This is a genomic window from Methanofollis aquaemaris, from assembly GCF_017357525.1.
GTDB classification, from domain to species: Archaea; Halobacteriota; Methanomicrobia; order Methanomicrobiales; family Methanofollaceae; genus Methanofollis; species Methanofollis aquaemaris.
This window is the reverse complement of record NZ_CP036172.1, coordinates 2,534,598-2,546,781: the sequence shown is the minus strand read 5'-3', so window position 1 is coordinate 2,546,781 and position 12,184 is coordinate 2,534,598. Positions and strand designations below refer to the sequence as shown.

Below are 12,184 nucleotides of genomic sequence, written 5' to 3'. Positions count from 1 at the left end.
GAGGGGCAAAAGAGGAATTCTCCAAAGCCGAAGATCAAAAATCATCTCACGATCGCTCTCGCTCATTCCTCAAATCTCCGGATACAGAAGAGAACCAGGGAGAAAAAGAGTGGTCTGTCCCTGCTCTCTCCAGGCGTTTCGGAGTTTCTCTCCAGAACCCCTACTTCTTCTTCATCCCCTCGATCAACTCTTCGACCTCGTCGGCGCCCTCCCGGTAGAAGGCCTCCTCCTCGGGGTAGAGTTCCTTGAGCAGACGGAGGAACTCCCCGGCATGCACAAGTTCCTCCTCGGCGATGTCCAGGAGGACCGCCCTGGCCAGGTCGTTCTCGACCGACTCGGCGAGTTGCTGGTAGAGTTGGACGGCCTCATATTCGGCGGCGACCATATACCTGATCGCCCTGACGAGTTCCATGTCAGTTAACTTTCTCCCATAGGCATTCCCTGCAAAGGGGTTGGCAAACTCAGGCATTCTTCTTCCCTCGTATCCTGAGAACGGCGCGGTTGCTTATATACCTGATCTTTTGAACCCGGCGCCCCCATGAGCCCGCCGGATCCGATCAAAACGTCCCAAAATTCTCTCTTCGTACCTGCTACCCCCAGGGTCGGGACAAGGTTTAAAAATTATGAACTGCACCCCCCATCCGGGGGACGATAATGAAAAGATTGATGGCCGCGGGTGCGGTCCTCGTGGTCGCCGCCCTCTGCATCGCCGGGTGCTCGCAGATTCCCGGCGGGGGCGGCGAGACGGTGGTGGTCGGGGCGAAGACCTTTAATGAGCAGTACATCCTGGCCGAGATGGTCGCCCTTCTCCTGGAGGACGCCGGGTACACGACCGAGATGAAGGCAAACCTCAACGACCTCTCCCTCTATGAAGGGATCAGAAAAGACCAGGTGGACGTCTATGTCGAGTATACCGGGACGGCCTACTCGCAACTCCTCAAACTCCCACCCATGGAGACCTGGGAGCCCGAGGTCGTCTACGCAGATGTGGTGAAAGGGTTGAAGGCCGAGAACATCACCGTCCTCTCGCGTCTCGGGTTCAGGGACGACTACACCATCGCCGTGCCCGAGGCCTGGGCCGAGGAGAAGGGCGTGACCAAGGTCTCGGATCTCGCGCCCCATGCCGGCGAGATGGTCCTGGTGACCGACTATGTCTTTGCCGAACGCGAGGACGGCCTCCCGCAGGTGGCGAAGGTCTACAACTTCACCTTCAAGGAGGCGAAGCCGATGTCGCCGACGTTGATGTACGACGTGATCAAGAGCGGCGAGGCCGACGCAATCACCCCGTACACCACCGACACCAGGGTGGACCTCTACGACCTGCGGATCCTCGAGGACGACCGGGCGGCCTTCCCGCCGTACCACGCGATCCTGCTGGCAAACGATAAGGTCGCCGGGGACGAGAAAGCGGTCGAAGCGCTCAGCGTGCTCTCCGAGCGGATCGACGCCGACACGATGCGAAGGCTCAACCATGAGTTCGATGTCGAGAAGAGGGAGGCGCGTGCGATCGCCCGCGACTATCTTGTCGCGGAAGGGCTGATCCAGGGGTGAACCCCCGACCCCCTATGGCGCGCCTCTTCGAGCGGGTCGACGCCGTCGATCTCGTCGGGCTCACCAAACGCTACGGTGAGCGCTACGCCGTCCAAGACCTGGACCTCGGGATCGAGGGCGGCGAACTCCTGGTCCTCATCGGGGCGAGCGGCTCGGGCAAGACCACCACGCTGCGGATGATCAACCGGCTCGTCGAGCCAGACGAGGGGGCGGTGCGGATCAACGGCACCGACACGAGGGATCTCGACGTGGTCGCCCTCAGGCGGAGCATCGGCTATGTGATCCAGGAGGTCGGGCTCTTCCCGCACATGACCGTCGGGGAGAATGTCGGTCTTCTGCCCGCGCTCGAAGGCTGGGACGCCGAACGGGTGCGGGCGCGGGTCGACGACCTCCTCGACCTCGTCGACCTCCCGCCCGAGACCTACGCCGCCCGCTACCCCAGGGAACTTTCAGGGGGACAGCAGCAACGCGTCGGCCTTGCCCGCGCCATCGCCACCGACCCGCCGCTCGTGCTGATGGACGAGCCCTTCGGCGCCCTCGACCCGATCCTCCGGCGGCAGTTGCAGGACGAGTTCGAGGAGATCAAGGCGGCGCTCGGGCGGACCATCGTCTTCGTCACCCACGACATCGACGAGGCCTTCAAACTCGGCGACCGGGTGGGGGTGATGCACGACGCCCGTCTCGTCCAGGTGGGACGGCCCGAAGAACTCATCCTGGACCCGGCCTCCGAGGTCGTCGCCAGGATGGTCGACGCCGACCGGAAGTTCAGGCACCTGGAGAGCCTCAGCGTGCAGGACCTGATGCTCCCGCTCCTCAGGAACTACCTGGTGCCCGGCGAGACGGCGGTCGGCCCGGGGTTTGAGGCGATGATGGAAGGGGACGTCGGCGTCGCGGTCGTCACCGAAGGCGACCGGGTGGTCGGGACGGTGCGGCGGCGGGAGGCCTACACCCGCCGCAAGGACGGGTCGACGATGGCGGCGATCGCCTCACCGCCCCTCATCTTCGCCCCGGCCGACCCGCTCCCGACCGCCCTCGCCGACCTGAAAAAGGCCGGGGCGTCCTTTGCCCTGGTAACCGACGAAGACGGGCACCCCGCCGGCCTCCTCCTCGCCGACGAGGTGCTGATGAGGCTGGTATGACCGACGGCGGGATGCTGGAACTCTGGCAGGACTACAACCTCACGGCCAGGACCGTCGAGCACCTCGCGATGTTCTCGGTCGCCCTCCTCCTCTCGATGATCATCGGGTTTGCCGTCGGTGTCCTCCTCTTCCGGAAACGGAAATATGCCGGGGTCTCCTTCGCCGCCCTCAACACCGTCGAAACTTTTCCCGACCTCGCCCTCCTCGCGATCCTCATCCCGCTCCTCGGCATCGGGGCGGTCCCGACGGTCTTCGCCTGCGTGCTGTATTCAATCCTGCCCATCGCCCGCAACACCTACACCGGGCTGACGAGCGTGAGCGCCGGGCACGTCGGCGCCGCGGAGAGCATCGGGCTCACCGAACGCGAGGTGCTCCTCCACATCCGCGTCCCCCTCGCCCTCCCGATGCTCGCCGGGGGCGTGCGGATCGCCGTCGTCTTCACGATGGGCATCGTCACCCTCGGCGGCCTCGTCGGCGCCGGGGGGCTCGGCGTCCCGCTCCAGACCGGGATCTTCAACAACATTCCGGCCCTGATCCTCCTCTCCGGCGCCTGGGTCGGCCTCCTCGCCGTCCTCTTCGACGGGGTCGCCGCCGCAATCGAGCACCGCCTCAACCGGAGGTACGGGGTATGGTAGCCATCGCCACCGTCCTCGCCGCCTCGCTCCAGCACGTCGCCCTCGCCTACTCCGCCCTCCTCGTCGCCGTCGCCCTCTCGGTCCCCCTCGCCGTCCTCTCCCTCTCCTCCCGGACGCTCGCCTCGGTGGTGATGACCGGCGCAAACCTTGCCCAGGCGGTGCCGAGCCTGGCCATCGTCGCCTTCGTCGTCCCGCTCCTCGGGATCGGGTTCTACCCCGCGCTCATCGTGCTCGTCCTCCGGGCCCTCCTCCCGGTCGTCAAGAACACCTGGATCGGGCTCTCGAACGTGGACCCCGGCATCATCGACGCCGCCGTCGGCATCGGGCTCACGAACCGCGAGATCACCTGGCGGGTCAGGTTCCCGCTCGCCTACCCGGCCTTCTTCGCGGGCGTGCGCTTCGCCGCGATCCTCACCAACAGCGTCGCCGTGCTCACGGCGATCATCGGGAGCGGCGGGCTTGGCAACCTCATCTTCGAGGGGATCGCCGGCACCAACACCCAGACCCTCCTTGCCGGCGCCATCCCGGCGATCCTCATCGCCGTCCTCGTCGATGCCGGACTTGCGGCGCTGGAGCGGAGGGTGGTGTACGAGGGGGGATGAAGGAGGGGAGTGATGACTATAATGAAGGGGTTGCTGTCTCAGATCCTATCAGTCATGTGAAATACCGGGGGGCGGCCAGATACTGGAGGAAAACAGCGGAGAGAGGGATGATGAGGAGAGAGAATTTTTTACGTTTATGGCGATGCTCCAGAAGATCGTCTCCCCACCGAGAGAACCCGACCATAAGAAAGCACCGATATTACCACACCGGATTCAAAAAGATAGAGGACCGGAACCCGAAACTGCCCGGCCCCGAGTGCAAAGAGGATTCCATCGTGGAGTGAGTATGTGCGTCGATCTCTTTATTCATAATTTTTCAGAGGCTCTTTCATGGAAACAAGCATTATCTGAATTTCAGATCAGTTACATGATCGGGCTCCTGGAGCGTTGCCCGGAGACCGGCACTTGCATCTCATGCCGACCTCCATCGGGGCACCGCGTCCAGGGGCTACACTGGAGACTAAAATGTACTGACATTTATAATTTCTAGTACAATCATCTAATTACCTCAAAGGTTTGGAAGAGGGATCAGAAAAATCGAACCCGGAAAGCCGATGAAATTGCCACTGTCACAAATCCATCCATAAATCAAGTATCTGAGATGTATCAGGCTGATTTAAGCCGATTATTCATTATATAGATCAATTCTAAGATCCTATTGAAATATCTGCGGCATGTATTTCGAATGGAAGCCATGCGCGTCGTCCCGGTGCGAGAGAGCGGCACGGCAGATCAACCGATCCCGCGAGGCCTCTCCCCCTCCCCCCACAAAAAAGTTCAGAGGCTCTGTAGAAAACCTCACCTTTTCTTGGTCCGAGTATATTCATTCACTTTCCACCATGCTCGCGCCTGAAGCCCTGTCCCCAGACCCCCGGGATGAAGATAGGGCCGGGAAGACATCACCAATGATCCTGAAGAGAGAAATGCTGGCCATCGCCTATCCTCGCGGGAGGATCGGAGGCTCTCCCCTGACCGATAGATACCCGGTCATGAGGAGCGCCGGGATCACGACACCGAGACCGAGGTTGACGAAGATCTGAACCGCTGATTGGGGCAGGATGTCGGGCTGCACCAGCACCCCGGCATCTCCTGTGAGCATCCCGAGAAGCCCCACCACTAATCCTGCCGCAAATGAGATCAGGAAGACGCTGAGAACCCGCCGGGTCTCAGAAACCCGGGGAAGAAAGAACAGCACCGGTGCAAGTGTCGCGAAGGCCATGGCAAGAATGGGAAAGAGCCATACCGGTGCAAACCTCCCGACATCAGGCCCCATCGATCCCAGCCATGAACCGACCAGCGCCATGAGAACCGCACCCATGATGAGGGCCACCGAGACAGGTCCGGTGTCGGCCCGCACCTCCGTCTTCTGCAACGCGATGAGCATGAGCACGGCGCACAATGCCACCGCCGTCTGAAAGGTGAGGATCAAAGCCAGGAGTGCCAGTACACTCAGACCGATGACACAGAGGGTCGGCGAGGGCGCCTGTTTCTGGATCTCCCTGAAGACCACCAGAAAGCCAAAGAGTATCGCTGCGATAGCGACCGCGCTGACGAAGGGGTTCACGGCGGGCACCCAGGCAGGAAGATCGATGCCGCTGCCCGGCGTCATGGTCACATAAAGCACATAGTTGGCATAGATGATGGGGGTCGTCACGATCACTCCATAGAGGGAGAGACACCGCCACCGTGAACCGAGTTCAAGACGCGGCATGAGATAGACTGCCGGTACCAGAGTTGAGACCAGGAGACTCGCAAACCGGCAGAGTGCTGCGGATCGGTTCCTGAGATCATACCAGTTCCAGTCTGAGAGGCCGAGGATGAAAAGGTCGGGGAAATAGATCTGCATGTATTTCTGTATCCCATAGGAGAGAAGAGCGAGCGAGAGCCCCAGGACGATGAAGACCGATGCCTGCAGATGGGGTGATCTCAACCGTGATACCAGGACGAAGAGACCGAGGACGAGAAGAGCGCTGAAAAGATACAGGAGTGAGATCTCTGGCATCCCGAGGTCAAAGAGATAGGGGCCCGGAACCTGAAACTGCCCGGTCTCGACTGCAAAGAGGAATGCGTTGAGGAGTGAGTACATGATCTAGTTTCTCCCTCATGAACCATTGATGTTGATACAATAATTACAAAAATATATATTGAGAGTATTTTCAGGTGCGGACATAGACCACATAATCATCCTCCCAATTCCCAAAGGCAATGCAACGAGGTGTTCCTGTTGTCCATCCATCATTAATTAACAGCAAACTCAGGAATAAGGCCCCAAATCGATTTTTTTTTCATAATTTTATACCTCCTTTTGGATGTTCTTTTCTGGAAACATGAGATTCATACCTGAATCCAGATCGGTTAGTGATCGGTTTCCAGAGCGATGCCTGGAGACCGGCACTTGCATCTCATACCGGCTTCCATCAGGGCGCCGAATCCGACGTCCCAAATGATGAATAAAATTATAATTCATTTATAATTTCTGGTACAATCATTTAATTGTCCTGAGATTCAGTGATAGATATCAGAAAAACCGGGCCAGGAAATCTGACGGAATCATCTTCGCTAGAAAATCCTCAGCATAATAGCAGCCTGAAACAGATCAGGATGATTTCATAGGGATATTCATTGTAATACAAGATTTTCACACCCAATCAAGAAAATCGGCGACATGTATCTCGAATGGGAGCCGTGCGCGTCGCCGGCTAGCGATGGAACCGGCGAGGGCCATCCGCCTCCCCCAACCGATGTCCACCAAAAAAAAGTTCAAAGATTTTTCAACGCCACGATATCGACGACGCCGGTCAACTTCCAGATGTTCGAGCGCTCCTCCGAGGCGATCGCCTCGATCGGTTCGCCGGGTTTGTGGCCGAGGGCCGCGAGGATGTTGGGCGAGAGGGCGCGCTCCTCGATCATCTCCACGAACATCTTGCGCACGATCTTCTTCTGGATCGCGTCCTCCTCCTGGACCAGGTAGCCCTGCATCGTCACGAAGGTGTAGCACGAGAGGTCCACGGTATACTTCTCGATCTCCACCGAGACATAGGGGCTCTTTCTGAAGAGGTCGTTTTTGCGCCCGTACTTCGTGGAGAGGAAGTACAGAAACGTCCCGTCGAAGACATACAGGAACGGGGCGATGTACGGGTACTTGTTGCCCTGGAAGGCGATGCGAGCCACATATCCATCGGTGATGAGGGCGTCGTACTCCTTCTTCTCCATCTTCGGGATCTTTACAATCTCCATGGGTGCTTCCTCATTGCGTTTCTCTTGCACCCCGGTAAATAGATTTTCATTCGCATTTTCAGTCAATTATCTTCACCCCCCTCCAGAACGAGACATATTCGCGGATCTGCTCGGCTGCAGGTTTCGGATCAGGATAATACCAGGCGGCGTCCTTGTTCTCCTCGCCTTCCACCACGACCGTATAATAATGGGCCTCGCCCTTCCAGGTGCAGGTCGTCTTCGTCGGCGACTCCTTCAGGTACTCGAAACGGACAGACCCTGGTGGAAAATAGACATTGCCCTCGACCATCCTGACCTGGTCGCTCTCCGCGAGCACTTTTCCTTTCCATTCGGCCTTCGCCATGGTCACCCCCCTGTCCCTACCTGGAGCGCGCGACGGATAAGACTTTCCCGGGTCGTTCGGGCCCGACGGTTCCGCGCCCGTATCAACGGGTTTTGGTCGACATCAACGGTGCGACGGACGCGCAAGGAGGTGCCGACCGGCGTCGTTCCTTCAACGCCTCCCCGACCCGACGCCTCACCAGGAGAGAGAACTCCGGCGCGGGGGCAGGTGGGCCGGCCGGAAACGAGACCCAGAACAGAAACAAACCATTCCTCTCCCCCCCATGGAAAGCCGGGCGCATCCCGGAGAACCCATGAGCAATGCCCGGCCCGGCCCCTCCTCTCTCCCCCGGCGACCTCTCCAATCCGGGAAAATCAGTCATAATTCCGGTTGTATCAATAGGAATGATTATACCCGCAGAGGCGAGAGCTGTGAAAATGATGGCAGCATGGACAATCTATCCGGGTGCGGGCCGGGGGCGATAAGGTGCGATCATTTCTGCACATCGCGCTCTGCCTGACACTCCTCCTCGTCCCCTGGGGTGTCGCGGCCGACGAGAAACCCGTTCCCCTCTGGGACGTCTCCCTCGGGAGCAAAGTCCTTTCGACAACAGTATCGCCGAACGGCGCCTACGTCGCCGCCGGGACCGACACCAACGGAGCGATGCGCCTCTTCGACGGCGAGGGCAACCAGGTCTGGGAATTGCCGACCGGTTCGCCGGTCTTCCAGGTATCCATAACCGAAGACGGCAGGTACGTCGCCGGGGCCTCGGACAAGGTCAGGGTCGTCGACCGGAACGGAGAGGTGACGGCACAGATCGAGGACGACGGCTACTTCGCCTACAGTGCGGCCATCTCCCCTGACGGCAAACACGTCGCCGCAGGCTTCGACAACCAGGTCTTCGGCGTCTACTCGGTCAACGGGTTTGCCGAGTGGATGGGTACCCTCGGGGACGACGCCGCAAGCCTCGCCCTCTCCAGGGACGGCCGGTACCTCGTCGCGGGCAGCAAGGACGACAATGTCTCCTTCTTCGCCGACCAGGGCACCCTCCTCTGGAGTTACCGGACCGGCGAGACGGTCGGGAACGTCGCCCTCTCCCCTGACGGCGGGTACGTCGCCGCAGGCTCGATGGACCGCCTCGTCTACTTCTTCGACCGGGACGGCACCCTCCTCTGGAAATATGATCCTGGCGAGCGCATCTTCGGGGTGGCGGTCGCCAGAGACGGCGAACGCGTCGCCGTGGCCTCAGGGCACACAGTCACCCTCCTGGACCGTGACGGCGAGGAACTCTGGACCTACGACGCCGGGACCACCGTCTTCAGTCTCTCCATGACACCTGACGCCGGCATGATCGTCTTCGGCACCGGCGGGAACGACAACAGACTCGTGGCCCTCGAAGGAGAGATGATTAATGCCGGCGAGAACCGGGGTGCGGTGGCCACGCCGTCCTTCTCCGGCCCGGAGGGAGAGGAGAACGGGAGCGAGTATCTTGCCGATTCCTTTGTCCTCAGCGGAACGGAGACCGAGCCTGAGATCGCCGGCCCCTCGGACGGCGCCTCGGTCGCCGACGTGCTTCGCCGCACCGCCGACGCCGACGCAAAGGTCACGGTGAGGATGACCGTGGACGCCGCCTGGGTCGCCGCCCACGGCGGGCCGGACCGGGTGAAGATCGCCGCCTGCCTCCCTGACGAGAACGGTGAGGCGACGACGGATGCCGAGGTCGTACCCACCAGGTTCGTCGGCTACGACCCCGACGACCGCCTTATCTTCGAGGGGAAGTCGCCGTACCCGCTCACCGCGTACGGGATCGTCGCCGTGACCGGGGACGCCGCCCCGATGGGGGCCTTCCCGGCCATCCCCACCCTCGCCATCCCGCCGGACGCCTAAGGGATCCGGTACTCCCCCTCCTCCTCGGCCACAAACCCCTCGGCCAGGAGTTTTTTGAGGATCCGCGTCCCTCTTTTCTCGTCGACGACCCCCCCTTCCGAGAGCAGACGCTCCGTCGTGAGCGTCCCGTGGTCGAGGAGGGCCTTCAGCATCCTGCCCCGCACCTGCCGGTCAGAACCCTCGAAGGCAGACTGTTTGCTGTACGACGCACTCCGGCGGTTCGGGTTTGGGTACCGTTTCTTGAGCATGGTGCCGTAGTCCATCACCGCCCAGTAAAACTCCCGCGGGTGCGCCGGGTCCAGGGTCATCTCGACGAGCGGGAGGATCTCGGCGTCCCGCACATCCTCGCGGTCCCTGAAGAAGAAGTGGATGAAGACCCGGCGGACATTGGTCTCGATGAATACCGTCGGGCGGTTGTGGACGAAGGCGGCGATGGAGGAGGCCGTCGCCCGACCGATGCCGGGCAGGGTCTCGAGGACGGCGGGGTCGGCGGGCACCGTCCCGTCGAAGTCCCGCACGATCATCTGCGCCGCCTGCCTGAGGGCGAGCGCCCGCCGGTTGTACCCGAGCCCCTGCCACGCCTCCAGCACCTCGCGCTGTTCGGCCGCGGCGAGGGCGGCGAAATCGGGGAAGCGCTCGATGAACTCAGAATATTTCTTCCGCACCCGCTCCACCTGCGTCTGCTGGAGCATCACCTCGGAGACGAAGATGCGATATGGGTCGTCGGTCTCCCGCCACGGCATCTGCCGGGCATGATGATGGAAATAGTGGCAGATCACCTGCCTGAACCGTGCACATGCCTCAACTCCGGGCCCCTCCTCTCGCAGGGCCCCTTCAAACGCCCGGATCAACCGGGCGTGCTCGTCGACAGAGGTCGTCTCGCTGCCAGACACCGATAGGATCAGGGGATAAGACACAAAAAAGGTTGAGGTTGCACCCCCCGCCTCGCGGATACCTATATATATCGAGACCGGCCCTCTCTCCCGCAGAGGGGGACAGGTATGAGGACCGAGGATTATCGACAGATCATTGCGAGTGCCATCGACAAAGAGGTGGAGGCCTATGTCTTCTACGAGGAGATCAGGGACCGGGTGAACGATCCCGCCCTCCAGACGCTCTTCCGGGAACTCGCTTCCGAAGAGAGGCAGCACCGCAAACTCCTGGAGAACTTCCTGGCGGCGAGGCCGATGGAACTCCACTTCGACGAATCGAAGGACTACAAGGTCTCAGAGACCTTCGACCGGCCGGCACCGACGCCCGAGATGAAGCCGGTGGACGGGATCAAACTGGCCATCAAACGGGAGGAAGACGCCGTGGAGATGTACCGGCAGTTCGCCGAACTGAGCACCGATCCTGACCAGCGAAAGATCTTCGAGGAACTGGCCAGAATGGAACTCGGGCACAAGGCGCGGCTTGAGGACCTGTACACCGAGGTGGCCTTCCCGGAGGTCTGGTAGGGGGGACGACCTCCCTCCTACTCTTCGCCGAACCGCGCCGCATATCGGTCGGCGTCGAACTTTCGCCTCAGCCCCCGGGCGTTCATGTACCGCACTTTCCCGAAGACCGGCCGCTCCTTCCAGGCCCGGTCGTGCTTCCCGAAGCACCAGGCCACCCCGGCATACCCGTTCGGGTCCCGGCCGTCCAGTTCGTAGCGGTTGTTGAGGGTGAGGAGGGCGTGGTATGCTTCTTCCGGGGTCGAAGACCATTCGAGCACTTTTTTGCCCCAGTACATCCGCATGTAGCCGTGCATCTTCCCGGTGCCGAGGAGTTCGCGCTGGGCGGCGTTCCAGTACGGGTCGTGGGTCGCTGCCGCCTCCAGGTCGGCGAGGGCGTATTCGTACTCCCGCGGGTCGCCGGCGTGGTCGGCAAGAGTCGTCGCCGCCCATGCGGGGAGGCAGTCGGGGGAGGCGTACGCGGGGTTGTAGCGGACGAAGTTCATCGAGAGTTCGCGACGGACGACCAGTTCTTCGAGGTACGCGGCGGCGTCTGTGCCCCCGACCGCCCTGACCCGGCGGGCGACTTCGAGGGGGGAGATCTGCCCGAAGTGCAGGTACGGGCTCATGCAGGAGAGGACGTCGGCGTTCGGGTCGTTGCGTTCGTTTGCGTACCGCCCGAGCCGCTCGCGGACGAACCGGTCGAGAAGACGGCGGGCCTCGGTGAGTCCCCCGGTGAATGCCGCAGGCCCGGCGTCCTCCGCGGCCCCGAGCGTTCTGAGGAGGGCGTCGGGACGGTCGAGCCTGAGAGTCTCGTGGTTCCCATCGTCTGCCGACCGCACCCGGACCGCCCGCTGTGCCTGAGGGGCCGGGAAGGGTTCGAGGTGCCTGGCGATCCGGCGCCTGAAGGTCGCCGCCGACCACTCCTCCTTCTGCGAGGCCGTCTCCACCGGCACCACGACCTCCCCCTCCACCTCGACGAGCGGCACGGCGAGTCGTTCGGCAAGGAGGGCGCGGTCCTCCGCCTGTCCGTGCAGGTAGCCGCGGTCGGCGACCACCAGCGCCGCCTCTTCCCCGAGGGCGGCCACCACCTCGTGCGGCGGCCCGGCCCCGACCAGGAAGGCGATCCCCCGGTCGGCCAGATGTGCCCCGGTTTCGGCAAGCCCTTCGAGCATGAATCCGAGATGCCGGGCCTGCCGCCCTTCGCCCCGCGGGTCCAGGCAGAAGCAGACGAGCAGAGGGAGGGCACGGCGGTTTGCCTCCGCAACCGCGTACTCGAGGGCCGGGTTCCCCTCGGCCCGCTGCGAGGCCTGCATCCGGTACAGCACGTGCTCGCCTTCTGCCGGGGGGTGACGGTTGAGCCTCCTGAGCATGCCGG

Annotated in this window: 13 protein-coding genes; 7 read left to right on the top strand and 6 right to left on the bottom strand. The window is 61.9% G+C overall.

The genetic code is table 11. The annotated features are described in order from the left end of the window. Positions 1-160 precede the first annotated feature (160 nt). Positions 161-469, bottom strand: coding sequence for a ferritin family protein (locus tag RJ40_RS12105; protein WP_265581113.1), 309 nt, complete (start codon positions 467-469; stop codon positions 161-163). A 185-nt stretch (positions 470-654) separates the two neighbouring features. Between RJ40_RS12105 and RJ40_RS12100 the strand changes: the two genes are divergently transcribed. From RJ40_RS12100 to RJ40_RS12080, 5 genes are read left to right on the top strand one after another with little or no spacing between them, the layout of a single operon-like run. After that, the gene (locus RJ40_RS12100) at positions 655-1,551 is read left to right on the top strand and encodes a glycine betaine ABC transporter substrate-binding protein (protein WP_265581112.1); all 897 of its coding nucleotides are present in this window, start codon (positions 655-657) and stop codon (positions 1,549-1,551) included. Between the two features lie 14 nt (positions 1,552-1,565). Continuing rightward, entirely contained in the window at positions 1,566-2,690 is a 1,125-nt protein-coding gene (locus RJ40_RS12095; protein ID WP_265581111.1) for an ABC transporter ATP-binding protein, read from the top strand. Then, the gene (locus RJ40_RS12090; protein WP_265581110.1) at positions 2,687-3,325 is read left to right on the top strand and encodes an ABC transporter permease; all 639 of its coding nucleotides are present in this window, start codon (positions 2,687-2,689) and stop codon (positions 3,323-3,325) included. The genes RJ40_RS12095 and RJ40_RS12090 overlap by 4 nt, the downstream gene beginning before the upstream one ends. Beyond that, positions 3,319-3,927 (top strand): ABC transporter permease, encoded by a 609-nt coding sequence (locus RJ40_RS12085; protein ID WP_265581108.1) that lies wholly within the window; start codon positions 3,319-3,321, stop codon positions 3,925-3,927. The genes RJ40_RS12090 and RJ40_RS12085 overlap by 7 nt, the downstream gene beginning before the upstream one ends. Next, on the top strand, positions 3,924-4,211 hold the full coding sequence (locus RJ40_RS12080; protein WP_265581107.1) for a hypothetical protein: 288 nt from the start codon (positions 3,924-3,926) through the stop codon (positions 4,209-4,211). The genes RJ40_RS12085 and RJ40_RS12080 overlap by 4 nt, the downstream gene beginning before the upstream one ends. A gap of 653 nt (positions 4,212-4,864) precedes the next feature. On the opposite strand, the gene RJ40_RS12075 is transcribed toward RJ40_RS12080, so the two are convergent. The 3 genes from RJ40_RS12075 to RJ40_RS12065 form a co-directional block, all read right to left on the bottom strand. After that, entirely contained in the window at positions 4,865-6,013 is a 1,149-nt protein-coding gene (locus RJ40_RS12075) for a hypothetical protein (protein ID WP_265581106.1), read from the bottom strand. Between the two features lie 674 nt (positions 6,014-6,687). Next, positions 6,688-7,164, bottom strand: a complete 477-nt coding sequence (locus RJ40_RS12070; RefSeq protein ID WP_265581105.1) for a pyridoxamine 5'-phosphate oxidase family protein — start codon at positions 7,162-7,164, stop codon at positions 6,688-6,690. A gap of 58 nt (positions 7,165-7,222) precedes the next feature. Next, complete coding sequence (locus RJ40_RS12065; RefSeq protein WP_265581104.1) at positions 7,223-7,507, bottom strand: DUF427 domain-containing protein; 285 nt, start codon at positions 7,505-7,507, stop codon at positions 7,223-7,225. A gap of 465 nt (positions 7,508-7,972) precedes the next feature. Here RJ40_RS12065 and RJ40_RS12060 point away from each other — a divergent pair, with 465 nt between their 5' ends. Then, positions 7,973-9,373, top strand: coding sequence for a WD40 repeat domain-containing protein (locus RJ40_RS12060; RefSeq protein ID WP_265581103.1), 1,401 nt, complete (start codon positions 7,973-7,975; stop codon positions 9,371-9,373). Here the strand turns inward: RJ40_RS12060 and RJ40_RS12055 are convergent. After that, positions 9,370-10,266 carry an HhH-GPD family protein gene (locus RJ40_RS12055; protein ID WP_265581102.1) on the bottom strand — a complete coding sequence of 299 codons (897 nt, stop codon included), beginning with the start codon at positions 10,264-10,266 and terminating at the stop codon, positions 9,370-9,372. The two genes, RJ40_RS12060 and RJ40_RS12055, sit on opposite strands and share 4 nt — an antisense overlap. 108 nt (positions 10,267-10,374) lie before the next feature. On the opposite strand from RJ40_RS12055, the gene RJ40_RS12050 reads away from it, so the two are divergent. Further along, positions 10,375-10,830: a ferritin-like domain-containing protein gene (locus tag RJ40_RS12050; RefSeq protein ID WP_265581101.1), complete on the top strand. Its 456-nt coding sequence runs from the start codon at positions 10,375-10,377 to the stop codon at positions 10,828-10,830. A 17-nt stretch (positions 10,831-10,847) separates the two neighbouring features. Here the strand turns inward: RJ40_RS12050 and RJ40_RS12045 are convergent, their stop codons facing one another. Further along, a complete protein-coding gene (locus RJ40_RS12045; protein ID WP_265581100.1) occupies positions 10,848-12,179 on the bottom strand; it encodes a deoxyribodipyrimidine photo-lyase in 1,332 nt (443 codons plus the stop codon). Between the last annotated feature and the right edge of the window lie 5 nt (positions 12,180-12,184).

What these genes read in the sequence shown, in the direction of transcription:
- RJ40_RS12065 (WP_265581104.1), bottom strand. Translation starts at nt 7,507, where the DNA reads ATGGCGAAGGCCGAATGGAAAGGAAAAGTGCTCGCGGAGAGCGACCAG.
- RJ40_RS12100 (WP_265581112.1), top strand. Translation starts at nt 655, where the DNA reads ATGAAAAGATTGATGGCCGCGGGTGCGGTCCTCGTGGTCGCCGCCCTC.
- RJ40_RS12080 (WP_265581107.1), top strand. Translation starts at nt 3,924, where the DNA reads ATGAAGGAGGGGAGTGATGACTATAATGAAGGGGTTGCTGTCTCAGAT.
- RJ40_RS12095 (WP_265581111.1), top strand. Translation starts at nt 1,566, where the DNA reads ATGGCGCGCCTCTTCGAGCGGGTCGACGCCGTCGATCTCGTCGGGCTC.
- RJ40_RS12085 (WP_265581108.1), top strand. Translation starts at nt 3,319, where the DNA reads ATGGTAGCCATCGCCACCGTCCTCGCCGCCTCGCTCCAGCACGTCGCC.
- RJ40_RS12075 (WP_265581106.1), bottom strand. Translation starts at nt 6,013, where the DNA reads ATGTACTCACTCCTCAACGCATTCCTCTTTGCAGTCGAGACCGGGCAG.
- RJ40_RS12070 (WP_265581105.1), bottom strand. Translation starts at nt 7,164, where the DNA reads ATGGAGATTGTAAAGATCCCGAAGATGGAGAAGAAGGAGTACGACGCC.
- RJ40_RS12050 (WP_265581101.1), top strand. Translation starts at nt 10,375, where the DNA reads ATGAGGACCGAGGATTATCGACAGATCATTGCGAGTGCCATCGACAAA.
- RJ40_RS12045 (WP_265581100.1), bottom strand. Translation starts at nt 12,179, where the DNA reads ATGCTCAGGAGGCTCAACCGTCACCCCCCGGCAGAAGGCGAGCACGTG.
- RJ40_RS12105 (WP_265581113.1), bottom strand. Translation starts at nt 469, where the DNA reads ATGCCTGAGTTTGCCAACCCCTTTGCAGGGAATGCCTATGGGAGAAAG.
- RJ40_RS12090 (WP_265581110.1), top strand. Translation starts at nt 2,687, where the DNA reads ATGACCGACGGCGGGATGCTGGAACTCTGGCAGGACTACAACCTCACG.